The following is a 22,983-nucleotide window of genomic DNA, read 5'->3' as shown; positions in this document are numbered from 1 at the left end:
AGGCGGCCCAGCGGGCGGCCCGGCGGCTGCCGTCGCCGCGGCTGATGTCCCTGCTGACGCTGCGTGAGGCGGGCGGCTGGGCCGGGCTCGCGGACCGGGCGGCGTGCGAGGAGGCGCTGCTGCGGGCCCGCACGCTGTTCGAGCGCGGTGCCGCCGACGCGGATCCGGAGTGGATGTCGTTCTTCGGCGAGGCGGAGCTGGAGGGCCTGGAGGCGCAGTGCTGGTCGGCGCTCGGCGACTGGACGCGCGCCGCGGACCACGCGCGGCGCGCGGTGGACCTCCAGAACGAGCACTTCGCCCGGAACATCGCGCTGTTCACCGCCCAGCTGGCGGGCGACCTCGCCCGCGGCGGCGCGCCGGACGCGGCGGCGGCCGAGTGCGAGCGGGCCCTGGACCTGCTGTCGGAGGTCCAGTCCACGCGCGTGCGCGTGATGCTGGCGGCCACGGCCCGCACGCTGGGACGCCACCGGGGCGACCCGGGCGTCGCGGCCTTCCTGGACCGGTACGAGGCGGCTACGCGCTGAATCAAGCCCGTCCGGCGATTGAGGACACCAGCCACCAGCGCGTGCCCGGACAGCGAATCCTCAGCCCAGATGCCCCGTGTCGTTCCACCGCTCGATCGCCGGCGCGCCGTACGCCCACCCCAGGATGGACAGCGACGTCGGGTCCAGCCGGATCCGCGCCGCGAACGACGCGTCCAGGCCGAGCCAGCGCGAGCCGATCGTCCGCAGGATGTGCCCGTGGGCGAAGATCAGCACGTCGCGGTCGGCCGAGCGGGCCCACTCCACGACCTCGTCCGCGCGCGCCGAGACGCCGGCCAGCGTCTCGCCCTCGGGGACGCCGTCGCGCCAGATGAGCCAGTCGGGGCGGCCCGCCTTGATCTCGGCGGGGGTCATGCCCTCGTACGCGCCGTAGTCCCACTCCATGAGGGCGTCCCAGTCGGTCGCGCGGTCGCCGAAGCCGGCCAGCTCGCAGGTCTCCTTGGCGCGGACCAGGGGGCTGGTGCGGATCTCGACGCCCGGCAGGCCGTCCCAGGGGCCGCGGTGGAGCCGCTCGCCGAGGAGCTTCGCGCCGCGGCGGCCCTCGTCGAGGAGGGGGATGTCCGTGCGGCCGGTGTGCTTGCCGGACAGTGACCATTCCGTCTGTCCGTGCCGGGCCAGCAGGATGCGCGCAGAGGGCATGGAGGAAGCCGCCCCTTCATAAGATTTCGGTGACATTCGCTACAGATCGCCACACATGCCGGCAGAAGCCGACAGAAACGATCTGCTTGCTTTCCATCATCGCTCACGCCCGTCACAGGCAACCCCCCGGTCATTCCGGGCGTCTCCTCCCCCGTGCCCCGTCCGCCGGGACGGAACAGCGGGCGAACTCCGGGTTTCCGGGAACCCGCGGGGCGGTGTGCGTTCCATGCGGCGTACACCGTACGGTGGCATGCGCGCTTGTTGGCCGCCTGAACATATGGAGAGCGTCCGGATGTACCGCACCGCACCACTGGGGAAGCGGCCGCGCTGGTGGACCGAGCTGCCGCTGATAGCCGTGGTGTACGCGGTGTATTCGGCGGGCCGCCTGCTCGTCCGTGGCGATGTGCAGCCCGCCGTCGATCACGGCCTGTCGATCCTCGACATCGAGCAAACGCTCCGAATAAATTTCGAGCACCCGCTCAACCGGCTGTTCACGCACCACGCGTCCCTCGGCATACCCGCCGACTTCGCCTACGCCTCCCTGCACTACATCCTCACGCCCGCCCTCCTGATCTGGGCCTTCAAGCGCCGCCCGGCCGACTACCGCTTCCTGCGCAGCTGGCTGATGGTCTCCACCCTGATCGGGCTCGTCGGCTTCACGCTGCTGCCCACCTGCCCGCCCCGTCTGCTGGACGACACCTACGGGTTCGTCGACACCATGGCGCAGTACGGCTCGTACGGCTGGTGGGGCGGCGACGCCAGCGCCCCGCGCGGCCTCGGCGGGATGACCAACCAGTACGCGGCCATGCCGAGCCTGCACGTCGGCTGGGCGCTGTGGTGCGGTGTCGTGATGTGGCGCCACGGCCGCTCGGCCTGGGCGAAGGCCGCGGGCGTGGCTTATCCGCTGGCCATCACGCTCGTCGTGATGGGCACCGCCAACCACTACTTCCTGGACGCCGTCGCCGGTGCCGCCGTCATGGGTGCCGGCCTGCTCCTGGCCCGGCCGGCGCTGCGGCTGCTGGACCGGATACGGAATCGTTTCTTCGGCGCGGTGCGCGAGGAAACCACCGGGACGCCCGCGAATGTCAGTGGCGGATGCGAGACTTCGGCAGGTACAGCGGAGAGACCTCGCGAGGCGGACGCCAGTGACCAGATCCCTCGACAGCCGGCCCACGGTGCCGGCGACAGCCGCACCGACGGCGCTGCGGCAGCGGCTCGCTGAGCTGCGCGGCCCCGCCGCGCCGCGCCCCCTCGACGCCCGCGGCCTGGCGGCCCTGGCCGCCAACCCCGGCTGCCGGCGCCGGGTGCTGCTCGACGGTGCCGGCGTGGACAAGGCCGCGCTGGCGACGGCCCTCGGCTCGCCGTCGTCGTTCGGACAGTCCCAGTTCGCCTTCGTCCGGGGCAATTCCTTCGAGGCCCGCGTCAAGGCCGACGGCGGCCGGGCCCTGGTCCGCCTGCTCCACGAGCGGCTGCGCGACGGCTCGCCGCCGCCGGAGCCGGACGCGGTCGACACCCCCGACCTGACGGCCTCCGGCCCGGAAGGGCGTACGGCCCGTACGGCCCTGGCCCTGCGCGACGCCGCCGCCGGGCGGTGGACGCTCCTGGACCACCCCCTGCTGGCCCTCGAAGTCGCCGGTGCCCCCGTCTGCCTGGAGCCGGACGCGGTGGTCGTCCACCCCGACGGCGACTGGACGGTCGTGGAGATCAAGTCCTTCGCGATGATCGACGGCGCCGCCGACGCCGCCAAGGTGGGCGCGGCGGCCCGGCAGGCAGCCGTGTACGCCCTCGCCCTGGAGGGCGTCGCCGGGCACCTGGCGGACCGCGGTCCCGCGCGCGTCCGCCCGTACGTCCTGCTGGTCTGCCCCAAGGACTTCTCCAACCTCCCGGCCGCCGAGCTCGTCGACGTCCGCAAGCAGCTCGCCACCACCCGCCGCCAGCTCGCCCGGCTGACCCACGTCGAGGACATCGCCGCCGAGCTGCCCCCTGGCACCACCTTCGACCTCCGCCCCGCCGACGACGGCCGCACGCCCACCCGGCCCGTGGCGGAGCTCACGGCGGCGGTCGATTCGGTCGGCGCCGCGTACGCGCCGGAGTGCCTGAGCGCGTGCGAGCTGGCCTTCCACTGCCGGGCGCACTCCCGCGCGCGGGGCGCCGTGGAGGTGCTCGGGCGGGGGGTGCGCGGCGAGCTGGGCGGGCTCTCCACCGTCGAGGCCGTGCTGGCCGTCGCCGAGGGCGCCGCCGGTGAGCCCGACGACCCCGCGGTGGTCGCCCTGCGCCGCGCGGCGGCCCTGCGCGCGGAGGCGCTGGCCCTGTCCGCCACGGGCACGGAGGCCCCATGTCGCTGATCACCACGCTCGCTCGGATGGAAGCCGTGCGGGACGGCCGGGCCCGGCCCCTGGCGACCGTGCGGCACCGCCATCTGTCCGGGCGCCCGCTGGTGCTCGTACCGCTGACCACCGCCGGTGAGACCGGCGCGCCGCTCGGGGCGATGGTGGGCACCGACCGCGACGCGCCGCTGCTGCTGGTGGTCCCGCAGCCGCGCGACAGGGACCTGCGCTTCGCGTTCCTGTCCCGGCTGGCCGACGCCGTGCTGCCGTACATCGAGGAGTACGCCGACGAGGTCGAGTGGGAGCAGCGCAAGGAGACCGACCCGGAGACGGGCAAGAAGGTCACCGTCGACGTCGAGCTGTGCGCCGGCGCGCCGCAGCTGCTGGTGCCGAGCACGGCGGGCGTGGAGTACGTACGGCTGCTGGGCCGCTCCATGCGCTTCCGGCGCACGGCCGAGCAGGATCCGACGGCGGCGTATCCCGCTCCCCCGCGCGTGCCGCTGCTCGGCCGCTGGCTGACGCACTTCGGGGAACGGGCCCGGGTGCCGGGCTCGTCGCTGCTGCTGCCGATGACGCAGGTGCTCGGCCGCCACTGGGCGACGGGCCAGAGCGTCCTGGAGGACCAGCACCTGGGGGCGCTGCTCGCCTGGATCGCCCCGCCGCCGGGGCTGACGGGCGCCGAGGCGGCGCTGCGCGCGGAGCTGGCGCGCGACGGGGAGGGCCTGCTGCTGCGGCCTCCCGCCGGCCCGGCCACGGACCCGGTCTTCGACAACAAGCGCCTGGGCCCGGCCACGGCGCGCTACGACGCGGGGCGGCCGGGCGCGGAGGACGAGATCCACGCCCTCCTGGAGTCCCAGCTGCGCCCCACGTGGGACGCGGTGTGGCAGGGCGTCGACCTGCTGCGCGCGCTGCCCGAGGGGGCGCGCGTGGGCGAGCGGTGGAAGCGCGACCGCTGGTCGTTCACCGCGCACCGGGACCGGGTACGGGCGGGCGAGCCGCCGCAGCCCCGGCGGGACGACGCGGTGACGGCGGCGCGCAAGCTCGCGGCGCGGGAGACGGCGCAGGCGCAGCTGGACGCGCAGGAGGCGCTGGACGACCCGCTGGTCATGGCGGGGCGGCGGCTGACCGGTGAGGCGTTCGTGGGGGAGGTCACCGAGGTGGTGATGGAGTATTCGGAGGCGAAGGTGCCGCGTCCCCGGCCGCTGGTGACGGTCCGTACGGACGACCGTCCCCTGCTGGCCGAAGGGGCGAAGGCGCACCGCGTCCTGGACGACGGCAAGGCGCAGGCGGCGGAGTTCGTCGCCCACGTGCCGGACGGCTCCGGGGAGCTGACGCTCCGGCTGACCGGCGGCATGGGGCGGGGCAAGGTGCCCGACTCGGGGTCGGTGCCGGAGAAGGGCGACCGCGTCTGCTGGACGCTCTTCGAGCACGCCCCGCGCGGCGGCCCGGAGCTGCCCGATCCCGAGCGGACCCCCTGGACGCACGGCGGCCCGCCCGGCGAGAGCACGGAGGAACCCGACCCGGTGACCGCGGAGGACAGTCTGTGAACACGAACCGCGCGGCCGGTGCCGGGGTGGCGCCGTGATCGTACGAGCGACGGACGTCCGCGCCGGGTCCTTCGACCCGTCCTCGGCCGCCACGGCGGCGACGGACGCCATCCTGCGCGACACCCTGCACGGCCCGCACCGCGGCGTCGTGGTGGACTCGCCGCCGGGCGCGGGCAAGTCGACGCTGGTGGTCCGGGCCGCCCGGGAGCTGGCCGCCGCGGGCCGGCCGCTGATGATCGTGGCGCAGACCAACGCCCAGGTCGACGATCTGGTGACGCGGCTGGCCGCGAAGGACCCGGAGCTGCCGGTGGGGCGGCTGCACAGCAGTGACGCGCGCCCGTACGACCGTGCGCTGGACGCGCTCCCGTCGGTGGTGACGTCCGCGAAGGCCGCCGATCTCGCCGGGCTCGACGTCGTGGTGTCCACGGCCGCGAAGTGGGCGCACACCAAGGTCGCCGAGCCGTGGGGGCACGCGATCGTCGACGAGGCGTACCAGATGCGCTCGGACGCGCTGCTGGCGGTGGCCGGGCTGTTCGAGCGGGCGCTGTTCGTGGGCGACCCGGGGCAGCTGGACCCGTTCAGCGTCGTGGGCGCCGAGCAGTGGGCGGGTCTGTCGTACGACCCGTCGGCGAGCGCGGTGAGCACCCTCCTCGCCCACAATCCGGACCTGCCACAGCACCGGCTGCCGGTCTCCTGGCGGCTGCCGGCGTCCGCCGCGCCGCTGGTCTCGGACGCCTTCTATCCGTACACGCCGTTCCGCAGCGGCACCGGCCACGGCGACCGGCGGCTGTCCTTCGGCGTGCCGTCCGACGGTTCGGGCCCGGACCGGGTGCTGGACGAGGCCGCCGCGTCGGGCTGGGGGCTGCTGGAGCTGCCCGCCCGGCACACCCCGCGCACGGACCCGGAGGCGGTGGGCGCCGTGGCGCTGGTGGTCCGCCGGCTGCTGGACCGGGGCGGCGCAGCCACCAGTGAGCTCTCGCCCGATCCGGTGCCGCTCACGGCGGACCGGATCGCGGTGGGCACGGCCCACCGCGACCAGGCGGCGGCCGTGCGGGCGGCGCTCGCCGCGCTGGGGGTCCGGGAAGTGACCGTGGACACCGCCAACCGTCTCCAGGGCCGCGAGTTCGACGTGACGGTCGTCCTGCACCCGCTGTCGGGGCGCCCGGACGCCACGGCCTTCCACCTGGAGACCGGCCGGCTGTGCGTGCTGGCCTCGCGCCACCGGCACGCGTGCGTGGTGGTGTGCCGGGCGGGCGTCGACCGGCTGCTGGACGAGCACCCGTCGACGGAGCCGGTGCGGCTGGGCGTGACGGTGAAGTTCCCGGACGGCTGGGAGGCGAACCACGCGGTGCTGGCGCACCTCAACGAACATCGTGTGGCCTGGCGGCCGTGACGAGCACCCGCCCCCTGCCCGCCGGGCGGAGTCCGGCACGCCGCCGGAGGCGGCCATCGGATACAGCCCGGACGGCTGGGAGGCCAACCACGCGGTGCTGGCGCACCTGAACGAACACCGTGTGGCCTGGCGGCCGTGACGGTTCCCGGAGGCCGGTGGGGCCGCGGGTGAGCGGTGGAAAACGGCAATCCATGCCCCCCGGGCGCACTTGCGCGACGCAGGACAATGGATGGCGGTGCAGACGATCCTGGAGGTATGTACATGTGCGAGCCGAAGCCGGCTCCCGGCGCGCGCGACAGTGGTCCGCGCCGCTTGAAGCCCGCGCAGCTGCTCTTCGAGCCGCCCGAGGCCGTCGCCGATCCCGAGCACTTCTTCGATCTGGAGTCGATCGAGGATCCGCGTGAGCTGCTGGCCCGCTCGACCGAGCTGGCGCTGGCCTTCCGCGCGGCGGCCGACCGGGCGACCGAGTACCAGGCGGTGGCAGCGGCCCAGCTCGCCGACCCCGGGCGCTTCGACCGGCTGCCGACGGCCGTGATCGCGGCGCGCGCCGAATGGAGCGAGGACTACGCGAGGAAGATGGTCGAATTCGGCCGTGACCTGCTGCGGGGCAGCAACAGCACGGTCGACTGAGCGACACGGCCCATGGTCCCCACCATGGGCCGTTGGCATATGCGCGGCGGAAGATAGCGCACCGTCCCGCCCCCTGTCCCGATTTCCGGTAACTACCGGGAACCGGCGGGGACCGGCCACGTTATATGGGCTCCATGAGCTCCCGGCAGCACGACCCGCGCCCCTCCCACCTGTCGACCGCCCTCTCCGCTCTTCCCTCCCTCCCCTCCGCTCCCTCCGCCCCCTCCGCCCCCTCCTCGTGTGGGCGAACCGCCCTCCCCTCCCGCCTCCCCGACCCTTTCTCCGCCCGGCCCCCCGCACCGCAGCCGCGGCAGACCGCCGCCTTCGTCACCCTCGCCGGGGCCGACTGGCTCGCCTCCGCCAGCCGCTTCCCCAGCAGCGTCCACGCCCTGTGGGCCGAGAGTCCCGGCGCGCCGCTCGTCCTGCCCTGCGGCGGCGCCTTCGACGTGGTGAGCGTCCCGGCGCTCTTCGGCCGCCGGATGCTCGACCGGTTATGGGCCGGCGGCCCCGGCTCCGGCCCGGTCGCCGCACAGCGCGGCCGGCTGCTGCTCTTCGCCGCCCCCGGCACCGCCCAGCGCCTTCCCGCCCTGCTCACCTGGGAGGAGTGGGCCCGTGCCATGCCCCCGCTGCTGTGCCACGGCACGGGCGACGCGGTGACCGTCCCCCCGCTCTGGCCGGCCGGCGAGGACGACCCGACGCCACCCGCCAACCGCTGGCTGGTCGCTCCCGAGGTGCGCCACCCCTGGCTGCCCGACGCGGAGGTGCTCCTGTGGGCCTGCGTGCGCGTCGCCCGGGCGACGGCGGGCCGTGGCCCCACCGCGCCCGGCGCCCCCGTGACCAGCACGAGCACGCTTTCGCCCCGCTGAAACATAGGGATTTTCGTTCCACCGGATCAGGGTGCTAAAGTCTTCCACGTCAGCAGGCGCCGCTAGCTCAGTTGGTTAGAGCAGCTGACTCTTAATCAGCGGGTCCGGGGTTCGAGTCCCTGGCGGCGCACCGACAGAAGAAGGCCCCTCACCGATGGTGAGGGGCCTTCTTCGTGCTGCCCGGATGCCGTTCACTTCCAGGTCACGCCCACCGTCCACGATCCGCCCGCCGTCCGCCCCCGCACGGTGACCCGCACCCCGTCCTCCGAGGTCAGGGACTCCCCCACGCCCAGCGGGGCGTCCGCCAGCGCCGGGTAGACCGACTCGCCCCAGCACGCCTGCCGACCCGGGTGGCCGTCGAGCACCTGTACGGGCCCGCCGCCGGAGGCGGTCTCGCTCCGCACCCGGTAGACCAGCACCCCCTCGGTGCAGGTCGCGGCGTCGTTGCCGTACGCGGAGCGGGCCTCGACGGCGATGGCGCTGGCCGGGCCCGTACGGGCGACGATCAGGCGCGTGCGGCCGTCACCGCCCGGCTGCATCGGGGCCTCCACCGGCTGGAGGGTGTGCAGGCTGCTGCCGGGGCCGCGGACGCAGTCGACGTGCCGCGCGCCCAGCCAGCCCAGCTTCCACTTGTGCCAGGCGAAGGGGTCCGACGCCAGCCCGAACTGGCTGCCCATGAGGTCCCAGTCGCCGACATGGGTGTCCCAGTCGCCCTTGCCGTCCGTGGGCCGGTGGTAGAGGTCGGGCAGGTCCAGGACGTGCCCGGTCTCGTGGGCAAGGACGTTGCGGTCGGGCGGGTGGTGCTCGAAGACGGTCACCACGCGGCGCAGCGCCGTGCCGTCCACCTCGATGGGGCGGTCGAGGTTGACGACCTTGGTCGCGTCGGAGTCGACGCCCGGGGCGTCGGGGTCGGCGACCAGGTAGACGAGGTCGTAGCGGCTGAAGTCGACCTGGGCGTCGGCGGCGGCGATGGCGTCGCGCAGGTAGTCCGACCGCCGGTCACCCTCCCAGTCGCGCTGTATGCGGTACGACGCGGCCGGCCGGGGCATGGCGAACCACCGGTTCACGGGGTGGGGGCGCAGCGAGAAGCGGCCGTAGGAGGCGCGCTCGAAGAAGCGGGCGGTGCCGGGGAAGTGGTCGGCCGCGAGCCGGTCGGGGTCCACCTCGGGGCGGGAGTCCGGAAAGGACAGGAAGATCATGACGGCGTCGAGCCGGCCGGCGGGCCGGGGGTAGGCCGGATTCCAGCTGTCGAGCCCCTCGGAGTGGTGGGCCTGGCTGCGCGGCAGCGCGCACGGTCCGGCGGGACCCTGCGCGTGCGCCGGGACCGCGACGACCGTCGTGGCGATGGCACAGAGAGAGGTGAGCACGGAACCGACGCGGCGCAGGCGAGGCCGGTCCACTCCCATGGGTGTCTGCGGACGCACCACGTCGACCTCCCGGGACGGATTCGGGACACCTCATCCACCCTCATTGGTTTTGTGGTGATATGCCCTGTTCCACTACCCCAGTCGAGTGACTAAGCCGACTTCTGGGTACATCACACTCAGTCACTGATGGTCAATCGAGACGGCGCAGCACCACAGGCTCCGCCACGGCCGCGCACGGTCGTGCAGAAATGGACAAACCGGAGAAGGCGGCTCAGGTGCTCACGGCCGGGCCGCTGGAACGGCACTCGCGTGAGCCCTATGATCGCCACATTTCCAGCACGGATTCCCCCCGTGCAGGCGGCCGCCCGCCGCCTGTCCGGCCACGCGTACGAGATCCACGAGTCCCCTACGAAGCCAGTGCGGAACGAATGCCATGCGGGAGCGAGCGGTGAGCGGAACCCTCGACGGCCAGGGCGGCGCGCCCGGTTCAACGCCTACAGTCGTCACGCAACGTAACGAATCCAGTGATTTCCGTGCCGCGTTCAATGCCGCGCAGCTCGCCATGGCCGTGGTGGGCCGCGACGGCCTGGTCCGTACCGCCAACCACGCGCTCGGCGAGCTGCTGGGCACCGACCCGGCGCGGCTCGCCGACGCCCCGGCGGCCGACTTCACCGGGCTGCGCGAGGACGCGCGCACCTGGAGCGCCTACCGCGAAGTGCTGCTCGGCCGCCGGGAGCGGCTGCACTGCACGAGGCGGCTGAAGCAGCGCGGCGGCCGTCAGGGCGTGTGGGCCGAGGTGATCGTCACGCCGCTGCCCGACAGCTGCGAGACGCTCCTGTCGGTGGCCGACATCAGCGACCGGCGCGACCTGCGGGCCCGTCTGCGGCATCTGCGGATGCACGACCCGGTGACCCACCTGCCCAACCGGAGCCTGTTCTTCGAGCGGCTGACCACGGCGCTCTCGCACGCGGCCCTCGCGCGCGGCGGCAGCGGCCGGATCGGCCTGTGCTACCTCGACCTCGACGGCTTCAAGGCCATCAACGACACCCTCGGCCACCGGGCCGGCGACCGGTTGCTGGGCGCGGTGGCGAAGCGGCTGTCGGAGTGCGCGGCGTCCGGCGGCCATCTGGTGGCCCGGCTCGGCGGCGACGAGTTCGCGCTGCTGGTCGAGGGGTCGACGGGCACCCAGCAGCTCGTCGACCTGGCGGCGTGCGTCCAGGCAGCGCTCCAGCGCCCGTTCGACGTGGCCGGCCACCGGCTGGCCGTGTCGGCGAGCATCGGTGTCGTCGAACGCCCGGCGGCCGGGACGCACGCCACCGAGCTGATGCAGGCCGCCGACACCACGCTCTACTGGGCGAAGGCCGACGGCAAGGCCCGCTGGACCCTCTTCGACCCCGAGCGCAACGCCCACCGGATGACCCGTCAGGCCCTGTCCAGCACCTTGCGGCCGGCGGTCGAGCGGGAGGAATTCCTCCTGCAGTACCAGCCGTTGGTGGGCCTCGGCGACGGTGTCGTACGCGGCGTGGAGGCGCTGGTGCGCTGGCACCACCCGCAGTTCGGCCTGCTTCAGCCGAATCGCTTCATCGGGCTGGCGGAGGAGACGGGCGCCATCGTCCCGCTCGGCCGCTGGGTGCTCGCGACCGCCTGCCGGCAGGCGCGGCGCTGGCAGCTGGAGCACCCCGACGAGCCGATCGTGGTCAGTGTGAACGTGGCCGTGCGGCAGGTGTGGGACTCCGACCTGGTCGCGGACGTGGCGGAGATCCTCACGGAGACCGGGCTGCCGCCCCGGCTGCTCCAGCTGGAGCTGACCGAGTCCGCGGTGATGGGCTCGGCGGGCCGGCCGCTGCAACAGCTCCAGCAGCTCAGCGACATGGGCGTGGCCATCGCCATCGACGACTTCGGCACCGGCTACTCCAACCTCGCCTACCTCAGCCGGCTGCCGGTCTCCACGCTGAAGCTGGACGGCTCCTTCGTCCGCGGCTTCCGCGCGGAGGAGCCGCCGAACCCGGCAGACGAGACGATCGTCGAGGCGCTGGTCCAGCTCGCGCACCGGCTGGGCATCAAGGTGACGGCCGAATGCGTGGAGAGCGCGGAACAGGCGGAGCGGCTGGGCCGCATCGGATGCGACACGGGACAGGGCTGGTTCTACTCCCGCCCCGTACCGGCGGACTCGATCTCGGCGCTGCTGAGCACGGGAGTGCGGCCTTAGGCGGTGGCCGGCGGGACTTCGGCTGCGGGCCGCCTGTGCCGCCTTTGCCGCCTGCGGCGGCGGGCGCCCTGCGGGCGCGTCCTCAATCGCCGGACGGGCTTGATTGCGGCTGGGCTCAGCCGCTCTCAGCCCGTCCGGCGCCTGAGGACAGCGAGCGACCCAATCAAGCCCGTCCGGCGATTGAGGACACACCGCCGCGCAGCGGTGGTGCGCACGACACGGCCCGCAGCCGCCCACTCACGTGGCCGACCTACGCCCCCGGCAACCCATACGCATCGGCAATCAACCCATAACTACGAAGCCGGGCCGCAGGCCCATGCGCATTGGCGGTGATCATCAGCTCGTCCGCCCCCGTTCGCTTCACCAGCCCGTTCAGCCCCTCCGTCACCTCGTCCGGCGTGCCGTACACGACGTTCGCCAGCCAGCTGTCGACGAACTCCCGCTCGGCGGGGGTGAAGTCGTACGCGGCCGCCTCCTCCGGCGAGGGGACCAGGCCCGGCCGTCCGGACCGCAGGCGCAGCATCGCCAGCGCGCCGGTGAGGACCTGCCGGCGGGCCTCGTGGGGGTCGTCCGCCGCGAACGCCTGGACGCCGATCTTGGCGTACGGGCGGTCGAGGACCTCGGAGGGCCGGAAGGATTCGCGGTACAGCTCCAGCGCCGGCACCGTGTTCGCGGCCGAGAAGTGGTGTGCGAAGGAGAAGGGCAGGCCGAGCACGCCGGCCAGGCGCGCGCTGAAGCCGGAGGAGCCCAGGAGCCAGACCGAGGGCCGGTCGGCCTTCTGCACGCCACCGGCGACGCGGCCCTGCACCGGGCCGGGCACGGCGTGGATCCGCGCGTAGGGGTGGCCGTCGGGGAAGTCGTCGTCGAGGAACCGCGTCAGCTCGGCGAGCTGCTGCGGGAAGTCGTCCGCGCCCTCGCCGATCCGGTCCAGCCGGCGCAGGGCGGCGGCGGTCGCGCCGTCCGTGCCCGGAGCGCGCCCCAGCCCCAGGTCGACGCGGCGGGGAGCGAGCGCTTCGAGCGTGCCGAACTGCTCGGCGATGACCAGCGGGGCGTGGTTGGGCAGCATCACCCCGCCCGAGCCGAGGCGGATGCGGTCGGTGTGGGCGGCGAGGTGGGAGAGCACGACGGCCGGCGAGGAGCTGGCGATACCGGGCATCGAGTGATGTTCGGCGACCCAGAACCGGTGATACCCCCGGCGCTCGGCGAGCCGCGCGAGCTCCACCGTGGTTCCGAGCGCCTCCCGCGCGGTCCGGCCGCTGCCGACGGTCGCCAGATCCAGTACGGACAGCGGCACGGGGGCGCTGCCCTCGACCCTGCCCCGGATGGTGTCGTCCTGTATGTCGGCCACGGTGGTCCGCCTTCCTGGTCGTTCGGCTCCTGCGGCGTCGTCCGCGCACGCCGCGTCGTTCGGCTCCTGCCGCGCCGAACAACCGGAGCTCCTCTCCGCTTATTCCCGCAGATCACCGCGCGCGGTCCGCTCCTCGTATGACATGGACATATGCCAAGGTGGCGCGGCGCAGGACAACGCCCTATCTGTTACCGCCGTTCTCTTCAACACCCTCTCCTCGCCGACACTTTCGCCGTTATCGTGGTGAGCGGGACACTCGCTGGAAAGCCCGCAAGGGGGAAGACCGTGGCGCTCAAGCCCGACCCGACCGCGCCGTTCCATTCGGTGCAGTACGCCCTGCGCGTACTGGAGACGGTCGTCAAGCACACCGGCGGTGTGACCGAGACCCAGATCGCGCGCGAGACGGGGCTGCCCGCCGCGCACCTCGCGCATCTGCTGACGATGCTCCGCCACGAGGACTATGTGGAGCGGACGTACGACGGCGCGTTCGTCACCGGTGACGCCCTCGTCCTGCTCGGCTCCGGCGGCGACCGGCAGCGCGCCCTGCAGCTCAAGCTCCAGCAGTCCCTCCACGCACTGCGCGACTCCATCGGCGCCGCGATCTACCTCAGCCGCTACATCGACGGCGAGGTGCGGATCACGCAGTACGCGGACAGCCCGCACACGCCCAAGGTCAATGAGTGGGTCGACTTCCGGTCCGCCGCCCACGCCAGCGCGATCGGCAAGTGCCTGCTCACCCAGCTCGACCACGACGACCGGCGCGATCACCTCGCCCGCCACAAGATCGCCCGGCTCACCTCCCGGACGATCACCAATGAGCAGGTCCTCTTCCGCAAGCTCGACGCGCAGCCCGCGACCGTCCCCGTCCTCGATCTCCAGGAGTACGCGATCGGCACCGTCTGCGCGGCCGTCCCGGTCACGGCGGGCCTGTCGGTGGGCTGCGTCGCGCTCTCCCTGCCGCTGGAGCACGCGCACCGGCTGCGGCACGCCGCCGCGGCACTGAACCAGAAGGCGGCACCCCTGGTGCTGTCGATGGCGCTCTGAACCGGAGGGGCGGCGGCCGGTTAGGAGCACCCGTTCGGACCGGGTATATTTATCTCTGTCAGCAGGCGCCGCTAGCTCAGTTGGTTAGAGCAGCTGACTCTTAATCAGCGGGTCCGGGGTTCGAGTCCCTGGCGGCGCACAGACAGGTTCGAAGGCCCCTCACCATGGTGAGGGGCCTTCGGCCGTTTCCCGAGGCGCGTGCGAACACTTCGCCCCCATTCGCACAGCTCGCCGACCAGCGCACCGCTTTGCCCGGTAAACACCTTGTTTCACCCTTGCGATCATGACGGGCGGTCGGAGATCCTGAACCGACAGCGATGACTCAACGTCAATGCGTGAGCAATGAGTTGAGCGGCGCCGGGGGGGGATCCGGTGCCCTTGGGTCCGTACGGCCAGGGGGGCCGGACGGGCTTCACGGACCGACTGACACCCGCGGTCAGTACGCGTACGGGGGGAAATGACTCATGTCTTCCATGCCTGCCGACGCCCGGCAGTACACCCATGATCCGGCGGCCACGACCCGGCCCCGGGCACCCGGCTTCTCGGGGACCGTCCCGGTCCAGCCGCAGCCGGTCCGCGGCCTGTCCGCGGCGCCGCCGCAGGCCCCGCCCCTGCCGCCAAAGCCGCCCCAGCCGCCCAGAGTGCGCCCGCGCTTCGACTACGAGCACTACAGCCGGCTGGCCGGCCCGCTGACCGAGCCGGACCCCGACCGCCCCTACCGGGTCCGCTACCGCAGCCTGCTCGCGGACGAGACGCACCGCGTCCTGGGAGCCCTGCTGCTCGGAGCCGCGCCCGTCGTCTCGATCGGCCTCCTGGTGTGGCTGATGCAGCCCGCCCACTGGACCCAGCGCGACGACGCCACCCCGCTCATGCGGACCCTGGACGCCGTCATGCTGGTGTCGATCGGCCTCATCGAGCTCTTCCGCACGCTGAACGTCACCTCCAACGCCCACGCCACGCTCGTCGCCCGCGACCCCGTCCCGGTCGTGCCCGAGAGCGGCACCAAGGTGGCCTTCCTGACCTCGTTCGTGCCCGGCAAGGAGCCGATCGAGATGGTCACCCGCACCCTGGAGGCCGCGGTGCGGCTGCGGCACCGCGGGCCGCTGCACGTATGGCTCCTGGACGAGGGCGACGACCCGGAGGTGAAGGAGGTCTGCCGGCGGCTCGGCGTACATCACTTCTCCCGCAAGGGCGTCGAGAAGTGGAACCGCCCCGAGGGCCCCCACCGCGCGAAGACCAAACACGGCAACTACAACTCCTGGCTGGACGCCCACGGCGACGACTACGACTTCTTCGCCTCCGTCGACACCGACCATGTCCCGCTGCCGAACTTCCTTGAACGCATGCTCGGGTACTTCCGTGACCCCGATATCGCGTTTGTCGTTGGACCGCAGGTCTACGGGAACTACGATGCGGCCGTGACCAAGGCCGCCGAAAGCCAGCAGTTCCTTTTCCACGCCCTGATCCAACGCGCTGGCAACCGCTATGGCGCACCCATGTTCGTCGGCACCAACAACGCCGTCCGCATCAGCGCCCTGAAGGGCATCGGCGGGCTCTACGACTCCATCACCGAGGACATGGCGACCGGCTTCGAGCTGCACCGCCACCGCAATCCCGCGACGGGCCACAAATGGCGTTCGGTGTATACCCCCGACGTCCTCGCGGTCGGTGAGGGGCCCAACGCCTGGACGGATTTCTTCACCCAGCAACTGCGCTGGTCACGAGGCACGTACGAGACGATCCTCAAGCAGTTCTGGAAAGGCCCGTTCACACTGTCGCCGGGGAAATTCCTCAACTACAGCCTGCTGGTCATCTATTATCCGATGACCGCACTCAACTGGATGCTGGGCGCCTTGAGCTGCGCCCTTTTCCTCGGTCTCGGCGCCTCGGGCATCCAGATCAATTCCGAGATCTGGATGATGCTCTACAGCGATGCCGCGGCCCTGCAGATCGGCCTCTACATCTGGAACCGCCGGCACAATGTCTCGCCGCACGAACCCGAGGGTTCCGGCGGCCTGGCCGGCATGGTGATGTCCGCGCTGTCCGCGCCGATCTACGCCCGCTCGCTGTGCGACGCGGTCCTGCGCCGCAAGAGCGGCTTCGTGGTGACCCCGAAGGGCGACTCGGCCAGCCCCGACACCCTCTTCGGCACCTTCCGCATCCACCTGTTCTTCCTGCTGGTGTTCGGCGGCTCGCTGCTGGCCTCCTTCTGGCTCTCCCACACCCATGTCGCGATGCGCACCTGGGCGACGCTGGCCCTGGCGATCACCGTGGCGCCGATCGTCGCGTGGTGGTGGTCGCTGCGCCGCGCCGGGCGCTCCGCGGCCGAGCGACCCGCGGAGGCCCGCGGATGAACTTCCGGCGTTACCGCGTCAGCCGCCGCACCCGCCGCATGGCCGTCGGGTCGGCGGTCGTCCTCGCCCTGGCGGGGATGAACGGTCCGGCGATCTGGGGATACGCCTCCGACCAGTACTACGACTACAAAATCAACCAGCCGGAGTACAAGGAGAAGAACGGCCACTGGACAGTGGTGGACGTTCCCGAGGAATACCGGATCAATACGATCCACGCGGCCCTGCTGCACACCGGCAAGGTGCTGCTGATCGCCGGCTCCGGGAACAACGCCGCCAATTTCAAGGCCCAGTCCTTCCGCACGGTCCTGTGGGACCCGGTGAAGAACTCCTTCAAGAACGTCCCCACCCCCAAGGACCTCTTCTGCGCGGGGCACACCCAACTGCCCGACGGCAAGCTCCTGGTGGCCGGCGGCACACAGCGGTACGAAAAGCTGGGCGGTGACATCACCAAGGCCGGCGGGCTGATGGTCGTGCACAACGAGGATCCCGACAAGCCGATGACCCTGCCGGCGGGCACCCGGTTCACCGGCAAGAAGAACGGCAAGACGTTCGAGTCCAAGGACCCCGTGCTCGTACCGCGCGCCAAGAAGACCCAGGACGAGGAGAGCCGCAAGGTCACCGTCACGGTCAGCACCGCGCGCGTCTATGTGGAGGCGCTGGAGAAGGGTCAGCAGTACGAGACCGGGCTCACCGACAATTACAGCGTCGAGGGCCTCAAGGGCGCCGACGCCCAGAACGTCTACGGGATCGCGAACAAACTCTCCTTCGACAAGAAGGACTTCCAGGGCATCAAGGATTCCTTCGAGTTCGACCCGGTCGCCGAGCGGTACATCACGGTCGACCCGATGAACGAGGCCCGCTGGTATCCGACGCTGACCACCCTGCAGGACGGCAAGGTCCTCTCCGTCTCCGGCCTCGACGAGATCGGCCAGGTCGTCCCGGGCAAGAACGAGGTCTTCGACCCGAAGACGAAGAAGTGGACCTACCTCCCCAAGGAACGGTTCTTCCCCACCTATCCGGCCCTCTTCCTCACCGAGAAGGGGCGGATCTTCTACACCGGCTCCAACGCCGGCTACGGCCCGGCCGACAAGGGCCGGGTGCCGGGCGTGTGGGACCTGGCGAGCAACGACTTCACCGAGGTGCCCGGGATGAGCGACCCGGACGTCCTGGAGACCTCGATGTCCGTGCTGCTGCCGCCCGCGCAGAAGCAGCGGTACATGGTCCTGGGCGGCGGCGGGGTCGGCGAGGACAAGAGGGCCACCGCCAAGACCCGCATCGTCGACCTGCACGCTGCCAAGCCGCGCTTCCGCGACGGGCCCGACCTCTACGCCAGGGCCCGCTATCCCAGCAGCGTCATCCTGCCCGACGACACGGTGCTGACCACCAACGGCTCCGGCGACTACCGCGGCCGCAGCGCCACCAACATCCTCAAGGCCGAGATCTACGATCCGGAGTCCGGCACCAGGCACACGGCCGCCGATCCGCTGGTCGGCCGCAACTACCACTCCGGCGCGCTGCTGCTGCCCGACGGCCGGGTGATGACCTTCGGCTCCGACTCCCTGTTCGGCGACAAGGACAACACCAGGCCCGCCTCCTTCGAGCAGCAGATCGACCTCTACACCCCGCCGTACCTCCACCGTGGCGGCACGCGCCCCGCGCTCCGCGATCCCGGCCCCCGGACGGTGGAGCTGGGCGGCAAGGCCACGTACACGGTGGTCACGGGCAAGGGAGCCCGGCCGCTGGAGAAGGCGCGGCTGATCCGGCCGGGTTCCTTCACGCACGTCACCAACATCGAACAGCGGTCGATCGCGCTGGACTTCACCCGGCAGGGCGACGAGGTGACGGTGACGCTGCCGAAGGACCCCTCACTGGTGCCGCCCGGCTGGTACATGCTGAACGTGATCGACGACCGGGGGCTGCCGTCGCCGGCGGTGTGGGTGAAGGTGCCGGAGGCCAAGGCCGAGGGCGACGAGGGCTGACGGATACGAATCGAGGACCGGAGCTGCCGGACGACGGCCCCTGACCCGTCGGCGGGTCAGGGCTCCGGTCCTCGGCCGTCCCGGTCGTCCCGGTAGCCCCGCTCGCCCAAGAGCTCAGTGCCGTGAGTTGCGCGCCAGGTCGAGCGCGTACCGCTCCCACCACTGCCCGGCGTCGGGGCCGCCCTTGCACGTGCCGTCCGACTCGCCCGGACGCTTGATCCACAGATACGCGTCGACGAGCGGGTCATCGGTCCGGGTGGTCGGGGGCTCGCCCAGGGCGCGGCCGGAGGGGTTGCACCACGCCTTCTCGTGGTCGGCGCCGGACAGCGGGCCGTTGCCGTTGCGGCTGGTGTCGATGACGAAGTGCTTGCCGCCGAGCAGGGACGAGAGCCGGCGGCCGTATTCCTTGTTGGCCCGCGTGGTCTGGAAGTTGGAGACGTTGAGCGCGAATCCGTCGGCTTCCTCGATGCCGGCGCGGCGCAGGGGCTCGGCCATCCGGTCGGCGGGCGTCACCCAGCTGGGGTTGCCCGCGTCGAGGTAGACCTTCGTGTTCGGCAGGGCCTTCAGCTTGGTGACGGCGTCCTTCAGCAGCGCGAACCGCTCCTCGTGGAACTGCTCGGGCGTGCAGCCGTCCTCGATGTGCGGCAGGGCGTCCGGCTCCAGGATCACGGTCGCGGAGCGGTTGCCGATGCCCTGGGCAGCCTGGTCCAGCCACTGCCGGTAGGCGTTGCCGTCGGAGGCGCCGCCCTGGGAGTACTGGCCACAGTCGCGGTGCGGGATGTTGTAGAGGACGAGCACCGCGACCCGGTCGGCCTTGGCGGCCGCCTCGGTGTAGCCGCGGGTCTGGCCCTGGGGGTCGTCGACGCCGATCCACTCCGCGACGGGCTGCGCCGCGATCTTCGTGAGGAGCTCGGCCTGCTTGTCCTTGCCGTCCTTGTGGAGCTCGGCGGCCCGCTTGTAGGCGGTGGATTCCGGGTTCACCCAGAAGGGTGCCCGCGTCTTGGGCTGCTGGACGGGCTGCCGGGGTTCCGTGTCGCTCTTGGGCGGCGCCGCCGAGGAGGACGAGGACGAGCAGCCCGCGAGGAGCAGAAGTGATCCGATCGCGGCTCCCGCTGCGGCCCGGGTCGATCGGACCCGGTGTGCGCGGCCGGCGTTCCTGCCGTACATCCATTCCCCCTTGGGTGTACTTCCTGTGGGGTTCTCGTCCCCCGCCCCCACGGGACATGACCGGTCCCTTCCATGCTGGCACAGAGACCGAGCCCGCGGTGAGTGGTCACCTGATGACATGCCGTCACTTCCCTCTGATGGAGCACGTCCGGACGTCCGCACGGTCAGGCCCGCCCGGTGCCGGTCAGATAGGCGGAGACGACGACGTTGGCGCTGTAGGTGCGCTGGGCCCGGTCGTAGTCGCCGCCGCAGGTGATCAGGCGCAGTTCGGCACGGTCCTTCCGGTGCGGGCCGTAGACCTTCCGGGCGTCGAAGCGGTCCTTGGTGAAGACGGAGACGTCCTCGACGGTGAACTCGGCGGTGGAGCCGTCCGATCGGGTGACGGTGACGGTCATGCCGGGCTTGAGGCTGCCGAGGTCGTAGAAGACGGCGGGCGCGTTGGCGGTGTCGACGTGGCCGACGAGGACGGCCGCTCCCGGGCTGCCGGGCTGGGGGCCGCCGCGGTACCAGCCGACGGAGCCGGCCCGCCCGTAGGGGGGCGGGTCCACGGCGCCCGCGCGGTTCAGGCCACGGTCCTCGACGGGGGCGCGGACGCCGACGGCCTTGATGGCGAGGCCCTGCGGGTGGGCGGCGGGCAGCGGGGCGTGGGCCGGGGGCAGCGGGCGGGGCTCGGGGCGGCCGGCGGCGGCGACGTCACCCGTCGTCGGGGTGGCGCTGCCGTGCCCCTCGGTGGACTCCCGCCCCCACAGCCACAGGGCCAGCAGCAGTACGGCCCAGGCCGTACCGGTCAGCAAGCGGCCTTGGCCGCTGGTGCGCGCTTCGGACATCACATCGGTCGCTTTCCGTCACCGGTCGCTTCGCGTCACTTCCGCTTCGTCTCGGCGCGGCGGCGGTGCCAGATCAGGCCGGCGGCGATCAGCGCCGCGGCGCCGGCGAGGACGAGCCCGGGGGTGTCGGGCGGCTCGGCCGTCGCGGTGGTGGCGGTGCCGCCGCCGCCCGCCGGTACGGGAGCGACAGGTGCGGCGGGCGCGGCGGGGGACGCGACGCGGGCGGTGGGTTTGTCGCGCCGGACGTGGCCGGGTGCGACGCCGCCGTGGCGGTTTTCGGGCAGCGCTCTGCCGTTCTCGACGATGGTCAGGCGGCCCTGGGCCTCGGCGTCGTGGCCGGCGCAGTTGACCTTGACGCCGTACGTGCCGGGCGCGACGGTCTGCCGGACGGCCGCCTCGGCGAACAGCCCCGCGGAGTCCTTGGCCAGCCGGGCGTCCGCGGTGAACGCCTCGGAGGTGGCGAGCGCGGTGTCGTTGGCGCACCCCGCCACGCGCAGCTGGATCCGGCCCCCGGGGTGACTGCTGACGGGCGTGAGCTCGATCGTCCCGGACATCGTGGCCGGGCCGTCCTCGGCGTATGCGGGGACCGCGCAGAAGGCGACGGTCGCCAGGGCCCCGCACAGAGCACGTCGAACAGAGTCCATGGGTGAACCTCCTCGTACCCGAGAAGTTCACCCGGCCGTACCGGGCGTCGCATCCGCTCCGTGGCGGCATTGCGCCGAACGGTGGCCTATCGCTGGCCGATCGGTGGAGAGGCTGCCCGATCGGCCGAGCGGCGGACGGTGTCCGGGAGGGAAGGCCGGTGTCAGACGAGGTCGACGAGGTCGGCGATCGAGTCGACGATGCGGGAGGGGCGGAAGGGGTGCCGGTCGACGTCCTGGGGCCGGGTCAGGCCGGTCAGGACGAGGAACGTCTGCATCCCGGCCTCCAGGCCGGCCAGGACGTCGGTGTCCATCCGGTCGCCGATCATGGCGCTGGTCTCGGAGTGGGCGCCGATGGCGTTGAGCCCGGCCCGCATCATCAGCGGGTTGGGCTTGCCGACGAAGTACGGCTCGCGGCCGGTCGCCTTGGTGATCAGGGCGGCGACGGAGCCGGTGGCGGGCAGCGCGCCCTCGGCGGAGGGGCCGGTCTCGTCGGGGTTGGTGGCGATGAAGCGGGCACCGGCGTTGATCAGCCGGATCGCCTTGGTGAGCGCCTCGAAGCTGTACGTGCGGGTCTCGCCGAGGACCACGTAATCGGGCTCGTGGTCGGTGAGGACGTAGCCGATGTCGTGCAGGGCGGTGGTGAGGCCGGCCTCGCCGATGACGTAGGCGGTGCCGCCGGGCCGCTGGTCGTCCAGGAACTGGGCGGTGGCGAGCGCGGAGGTCCAGATGTTCTCGACCGGCACGTCGAGACCGATCCGCGCCAGGCGGGCGTGCAGGTCCCGGGGGGTGTAGATCGAGTTGTTGGTCAGGACCAGGAAGGGCTTGCCGGACTCCCGGAGCCGCTTGATGAAGGAATCGGCCCCGGGCACGGGGACGCCCTCGTGCATCAGCACACCGTCCATGTCGGTGAGCCAGGATTCGATCGGCTTGCGCTCTGCCACGGTGGGACTCCTGCCGTCTGCGCGCCCCTCGGTGGGGCCGGGTGCGCCGGAACGGCACCACTCGTGCGCCGTCCCGGCACGTCCAGCCTAGGCAGTGTCCGGCGGATCTTGGGCTGCGGGCCGCCTTTGCCGCCTGCGGCGGCGGGCGGGTCTTCGGCTGCGGGCCGCCTTTGCCACCTGCGGCGGCGGGCGCCCTGCGGGCGCGTCCTCAATCGCCGGACGGGCTTGATTCGGCTGAGCTCAGCCACCTTCAGCCCGTTGGGGGCACCCCCAGCGGTAGCTGGGGGAGCTTGAGGACACCGCCGCGCAGCGGTGGTGCGCACGATATCCGCGGCAGCGGGTCAGCGCTGGGAGCGCCGCGCCCCGAACAGCAGGGAGCCACCGGCCAGCAGCAGCGCGAACGCGGCCGCGCCGATCGCGAAGAGGGGGCGCTGGGAGCCGGTGTCCGCGAGGGTGCCGCGGTGGCGGTGGCCGGGGCGGGCGTCGGGGCTGGCACTGGTGTTCGCCTCTCCCGCCCGGACCTCGTCGGCGGGGTCTCGGGTGCCCTCGATCGCGAAGGTGTAGTCGTTGGACTCCCCCACCCAGTCGCCGTCGCCCGTGCGCCGCTGCACGGCGGTGACGTTCGCCGTGACCTGGCCTTCCGGGGCGCGGCCGGTGAAGCCGAGGCGCACGCGCACGCCGACGGTGCCGCGCGCGGGCACGGTGAAGCCCTCGAACTCGGGTGAGCTGCCGTCGAAGACGCCGACGTTCTCGGCCTCCTCGGTCCGCTCCAGCGTCACCGGCCGCCAGCGGGAGGCGGCGTCGTCGTAGAAGTCGAGGCGCACGTCGGCGGGCTGGAGGGTGCGGTCGCGGTCGGCGAGGACCGCGACGGGGTGCACGCCGCGGCATTCGGCGCCGGTGCTGTTGCGCAGTTCCAGCCGCCAGGTGCGGGGGGCGGCGCCGCGCTCGTACATCTCCGGTCCGCCGGTCAGCCGGGCGGTGATGGGGAACGCGGAGCTGCCGGGCGCGCCGCAGCGCGGCTGGGCGGGGGCACGGTCGCGCGGGTGGACGGGGGCCGCGGGCGCCGCCGTGGTGAAGATCGCGAGTGCGGCGGCGCCGAGGGCGAGCGCACGGGGCAAGGGCATCGCAGGACCTTTACGGGTGAGGGCTCCGGGGTTCC

General features: G+C 72.5%; 18 protein-coding genes, 2 tRNA genes and 1 pseudogene. 13 read left to right on the top strand and 8 right to left on the bottom strand.

The features are described 5' to 3' along the window. Nucleotides 1–524, top strand: a pseudogene (locus J7E86_RS03595) (hypothetical protein); the annotation flags it as partial. Nucleotides 525–584: 60 nt separating this feature from the next. Here the strand turns inward: J7E86_RS03595 and J7E86_RS03590 are convergent. Continuing rightward, nucleotides 585–1,181 carry a histidine phosphatase family protein gene (locus J7E86_RS03590; protein WP_215079631.1) on the bottom strand — a complete coding sequence of 199 codons (597 nt, stop codon included), beginning with the start codon at nt 1,179–1,181 and terminating at the stop codon, nt 585–587. A 292-nt stretch (nt 1,182–1,473) separates the two neighbouring features. Between J7E86_RS03590 and J7E86_RS03585 the strand changes: the two genes are divergently transcribed. From J7E86_RS03585 to J7E86_RS03555, 7 genes are all read left to right on the top strand, one after another. After that, nucleotides 1,474–2,403, top strand: coding sequence for a phosphatase PAP2 family protein (locus J7E86_RS03585; protein ID WP_251018598.1), 930 nt, complete (start codon nt 1,474–1,476; stop codon nt 2,401–2,403). Next, entirely contained in the window at nt 2,327–3,526 is a 1,200-nt protein-coding gene (locus J7E86_RS03580) for a hypothetical protein (RefSeq protein WP_308312452.1), read from the top strand. Before J7E86_RS03585 ends, J7E86_RS03580 begins: the two co-directional genes overlap by 77 nt. Then, the gene (locus J7E86_RS03575) at nt 3,517–5,055 is read left to right on the top strand and encodes a hypothetical protein (RefSeq protein ID WP_215079629.1); all 1,539 of its coding nucleotides are present in this window, start codon (nt 3,517–3,519) and stop codon (nt 5,053–5,055) included. The genes J7E86_RS03580 and J7E86_RS03575 overlap by 10 nt, the downstream gene beginning before the upstream one ends. Before the next feature lie 34 nt (nt 5,056–5,089). Beyond that, nucleotides 5,090–6,448, top strand: a complete 1,359-nt coding sequence (locus tag J7E86_RS03570) for an AAA domain-containing protein (protein ID WP_374223762.1) — start codon at nt 5,090–5,092, stop codon at nt 6,446–6,448. A 261-nt stretch (nt 6,449–6,709) separates the two neighbouring features. Next, nucleotides 6,710–7,078 carry a hypothetical protein gene (locus J7E86_RS03565; protein ID WP_215079628.1) on the top strand — a complete coding sequence of 123 codons (369 nt, stop codon included), beginning with the start codon at nt 6,710–6,712 and terminating at the stop codon, nt 7,076–7,078. A 134-nt stretch (nt 7,079–7,212) separates the two neighbouring features. Further along, nucleotides 7,213–7,944: a bifunctional DNA primase/polymerase gene (locus J7E86_RS03560; RefSeq protein WP_215079627.1), complete on the top strand. Its 732-nt coding sequence runs from the start codon at nt 7,213–7,215 to the stop codon at nt 7,942–7,944. Nucleotides 7,945–8,000: 56 nt separating this feature from the next. After that, nucleotides 8,001–8,074 (top strand) — tRNA-Lys (locus J7E86_RS03555). A 61-nt stretch (nt 8,075–8,135) separates the two neighbouring features. Here the strand turns inward: J7E86_RS03555 and J7E86_RS03550 are convergent. After that, nucleotides 8,136–9,350 (bottom strand): M6 family metalloprotease domain-containing protein, encoded by a 1,215-nt coding sequence (locus J7E86_RS03550; protein ID WP_215079644.1) that lies wholly within the window; start codon nt 9,348–9,350, stop codon nt 8,136–8,138. Nucleotides 9,351–9,759: 409 nt separating this feature from the next. On the opposite strand from J7E86_RS03550, the gene J7E86_RS03545 reads away from it, so the two are divergent. After that, nucleotides 9,760–11,520: a putative bifunctional diguanylate cyclase/phosphodiesterase gene (locus J7E86_RS03545; RefSeq protein ID WP_374223761.1), complete on the top strand. Its 1,761-nt coding sequence runs from the start codon at nt 9,760–9,762 to the stop codon at nt 11,518–11,520. A 250-nt stretch (nt 11,521–11,770) separates the two neighbouring features. On the opposite strand, the gene J7E86_RS03540 is transcribed toward J7E86_RS03545, so the two are convergent. Further along, entirely contained in the window at nt 11,771–12,868 is a 1,098-nt protein-coding gene (locus tag J7E86_RS03540) for an LLM class flavin-dependent oxidoreductase (RefSeq protein ID WP_215079625.1), read from the bottom strand. Between the two features lie 285 nt (nt 12,869–13,153). Here J7E86_RS03540 and J7E86_RS03535 point away from each other — a divergent pair, with 285 nt between their 5' ends. The 4 genes from J7E86_RS03535 (at nt 13,154) to J7E86_RS03520 (ending at nt 18,245) form a co-directional block, all read left to right on the top strand. Continuing rightward, nucleotides 13,154–13,912, top strand: coding sequence for an IclR family transcriptional regulator (locus J7E86_RS03535; RefSeq protein WP_215079624.1), 759 nt, complete (start codon nt 13,154–13,156; stop codon nt 13,910–13,912). Nucleotides 13,913–13,977: 65 nt separating this feature from the next. Further along, nucleotides 13,978–14,051: transfer RNA gene (locus tag J7E86_RS03530), tRNA-Lys, on the top strand. Between the two features lie 325 nt (nt 14,052–14,376). Continuing rightward, nucleotides 14,377–16,266, top strand: a complete 1,890-nt coding sequence (locus tag J7E86_RS03525; RefSeq protein ID WP_251018597.1) for a glycosyltransferase family 2 protein — start codon at nt 14,377–14,379, stop codon at nt 16,264–16,266. After that, entirely contained in the window at nt 16,263–18,245 is a 1,983-nt protein-coding gene (locus J7E86_RS03520; RefSeq protein WP_215079623.1) for a kelch motif-containing protein, read from the top strand. The genes J7E86_RS03525 and J7E86_RS03520 overlap by 4 nt, the downstream gene beginning before the upstream one ends. A gap of 114 nt (nt 18,246–18,359) precedes the next feature. Here J7E86_RS03520 and J7E86_RS03515 read toward each other — a convergent pair whose 3' ends face one another. The 5 genes from J7E86_RS03515 to J7E86_RS03495 all read right to left on the bottom strand — a co-directional run bounded on the left by J7E86_RS03515 (nt 18,360) and on the right by J7E86_RS03495 (nt 22,948). Next, entirely contained in the window at nt 18,360–19,412 is a 1,053-nt protein-coding gene (locus J7E86_RS03515) for a glycoside hydrolase family 6 protein (RefSeq protein ID WP_215079622.1), read from the bottom strand. Between the two features lie 164 nt (nt 19,413–19,576). Then, nucleotides 19,577–20,239, bottom strand: coding sequence for a class F sortase (locus J7E86_RS03510; protein ID WP_215079620.1), 663 nt, complete (start codon nt 20,237–20,239; stop codon nt 19,577–19,579). A 35-nt stretch (nt 20,240–20,274) separates the two neighbouring features. Continuing rightward, nucleotides 20,275–20,883 (bottom strand): hypothetical protein, encoded by a 609-nt coding sequence (locus J7E86_RS03505; protein WP_215079618.1) that lies wholly within the window; start codon nt 20,881–20,883, stop codon nt 20,275–20,277. 161 nt (nt 20,884–21,044) lie between these two features. Then, nucleotides 21,045–21,824 carry an HAD-IIA family hydrolase gene (locus J7E86_RS03500; protein WP_215079617.1) on the bottom strand — a complete coding sequence of 260 codons (780 nt, stop codon included), beginning with the start codon at nt 21,822–21,824 and terminating at the stop codon, nt 21,045–21,047. Nucleotides 21,825–22,165: 341 nt separating this feature from the next. After that, entirely contained in the window at nt 22,166–22,948 is a 783-nt protein-coding gene (locus J7E86_RS03495) for a hypothetical protein (RefSeq protein WP_215079615.1), read from the bottom strand. Between the last annotated feature and the right edge of the window lie 35 nt (nt 22,949–22,983).

The sequence above is a fragment of the Streptomyces sp. ISL-11 genome, from assembly GCF_018614525.1.
Taxonomy (GTDB): domain Bacteria; phylum Actinomycetota; class Actinomycetes; order Streptomycetales; family Streptomycetaceae; genus Streptomyces.
Note: the sequence above shows the minus strand (reverse complement) of the source record. Positions and strands in the feature narration are given on the sequence as shown.

Bases quoted from the DNA above. Each gene is read 5' to 3' on its own strand.
- J7E86_RS03590 (WP_215079631.1), bottom strand. From the start codon at position 1,181: ATGCCCTCTGCGCGCATCCTGCTGGCCCGGCACGGACAGACGGAATGG.
- J7E86_RS03585 (WP_251018598.1), top strand. From the start codon at position 1,474: ATGTACCGCACCGCACCACTGGGGAAGCGGCCGCGCTGGTGGACCGAG.
- J7E86_RS03575 (WP_215079629.1), top strand. From the start codon at position 3,517: ATGTCGCTGATCACCACGCTCGCTCGGATGGAAGCCGTGCGGGACGGC.
- J7E86_RS03565 (WP_215079628.1), top strand. From the start codon at position 6,710: ATGTGCGAGCCGAAGCCGGCTCCCGGCGCGCGCGACAGTGGTCCGCGC.
- J7E86_RS03560 (WP_215079627.1), top strand. From the start codon at position 7,213: ATGAGCTCCCGGCAGCACGACCCGCGCCCCTCCCACCTGTCGACCGCC.
- J7E86_RS03550 (WP_215079644.1), bottom strand. From the start codon at position 9,350: ATGGGAGTGGACCGGCCTCGCCTGCGCCGCGTCGGTTCCGTGCTCACC.
- J7E86_RS03525 (WP_251018597.1), top strand. From the start codon at position 14,377: ATGTCTTCCATGCCTGCCGACGCCCGGCAGTACACCCATGATCCGGCG.
- J7E86_RS03520 (WP_215079623.1), top strand. From the start codon at position 16,263: ATGAACTTCCGGCGTTACCGCGTCAGCCGCCGCACCCGCCGCATGGCC.
- J7E86_RS03515 (WP_215079622.1), bottom strand. From the start codon at position 19,412: ATGTACGGCAGGAACGCCGGCCGCGCACACCGGGTCCGATCGACCCGG.
- J7E86_RS03510 (WP_215079620.1), bottom strand. From the start codon at position 20,239: ATGTCCGAAGCGCGCACCAGCGGCCAAGGCCGCTTGCTGACCGGTACG.
- J7E86_RS03505 (WP_215079618.1), bottom strand. From the start codon at position 20,883: ATGGACTCTGTTCGACGTGCTCTGTGCGGGGCCCTGGCGACCGTCGCC.
- J7E86_RS03495 (WP_215079615.1), bottom strand. From the start codon at position 22,948: ATGCCCTTGCCCCGTGCGCTCGCCCTCGGCGCCGCCGCACTCGCGATC.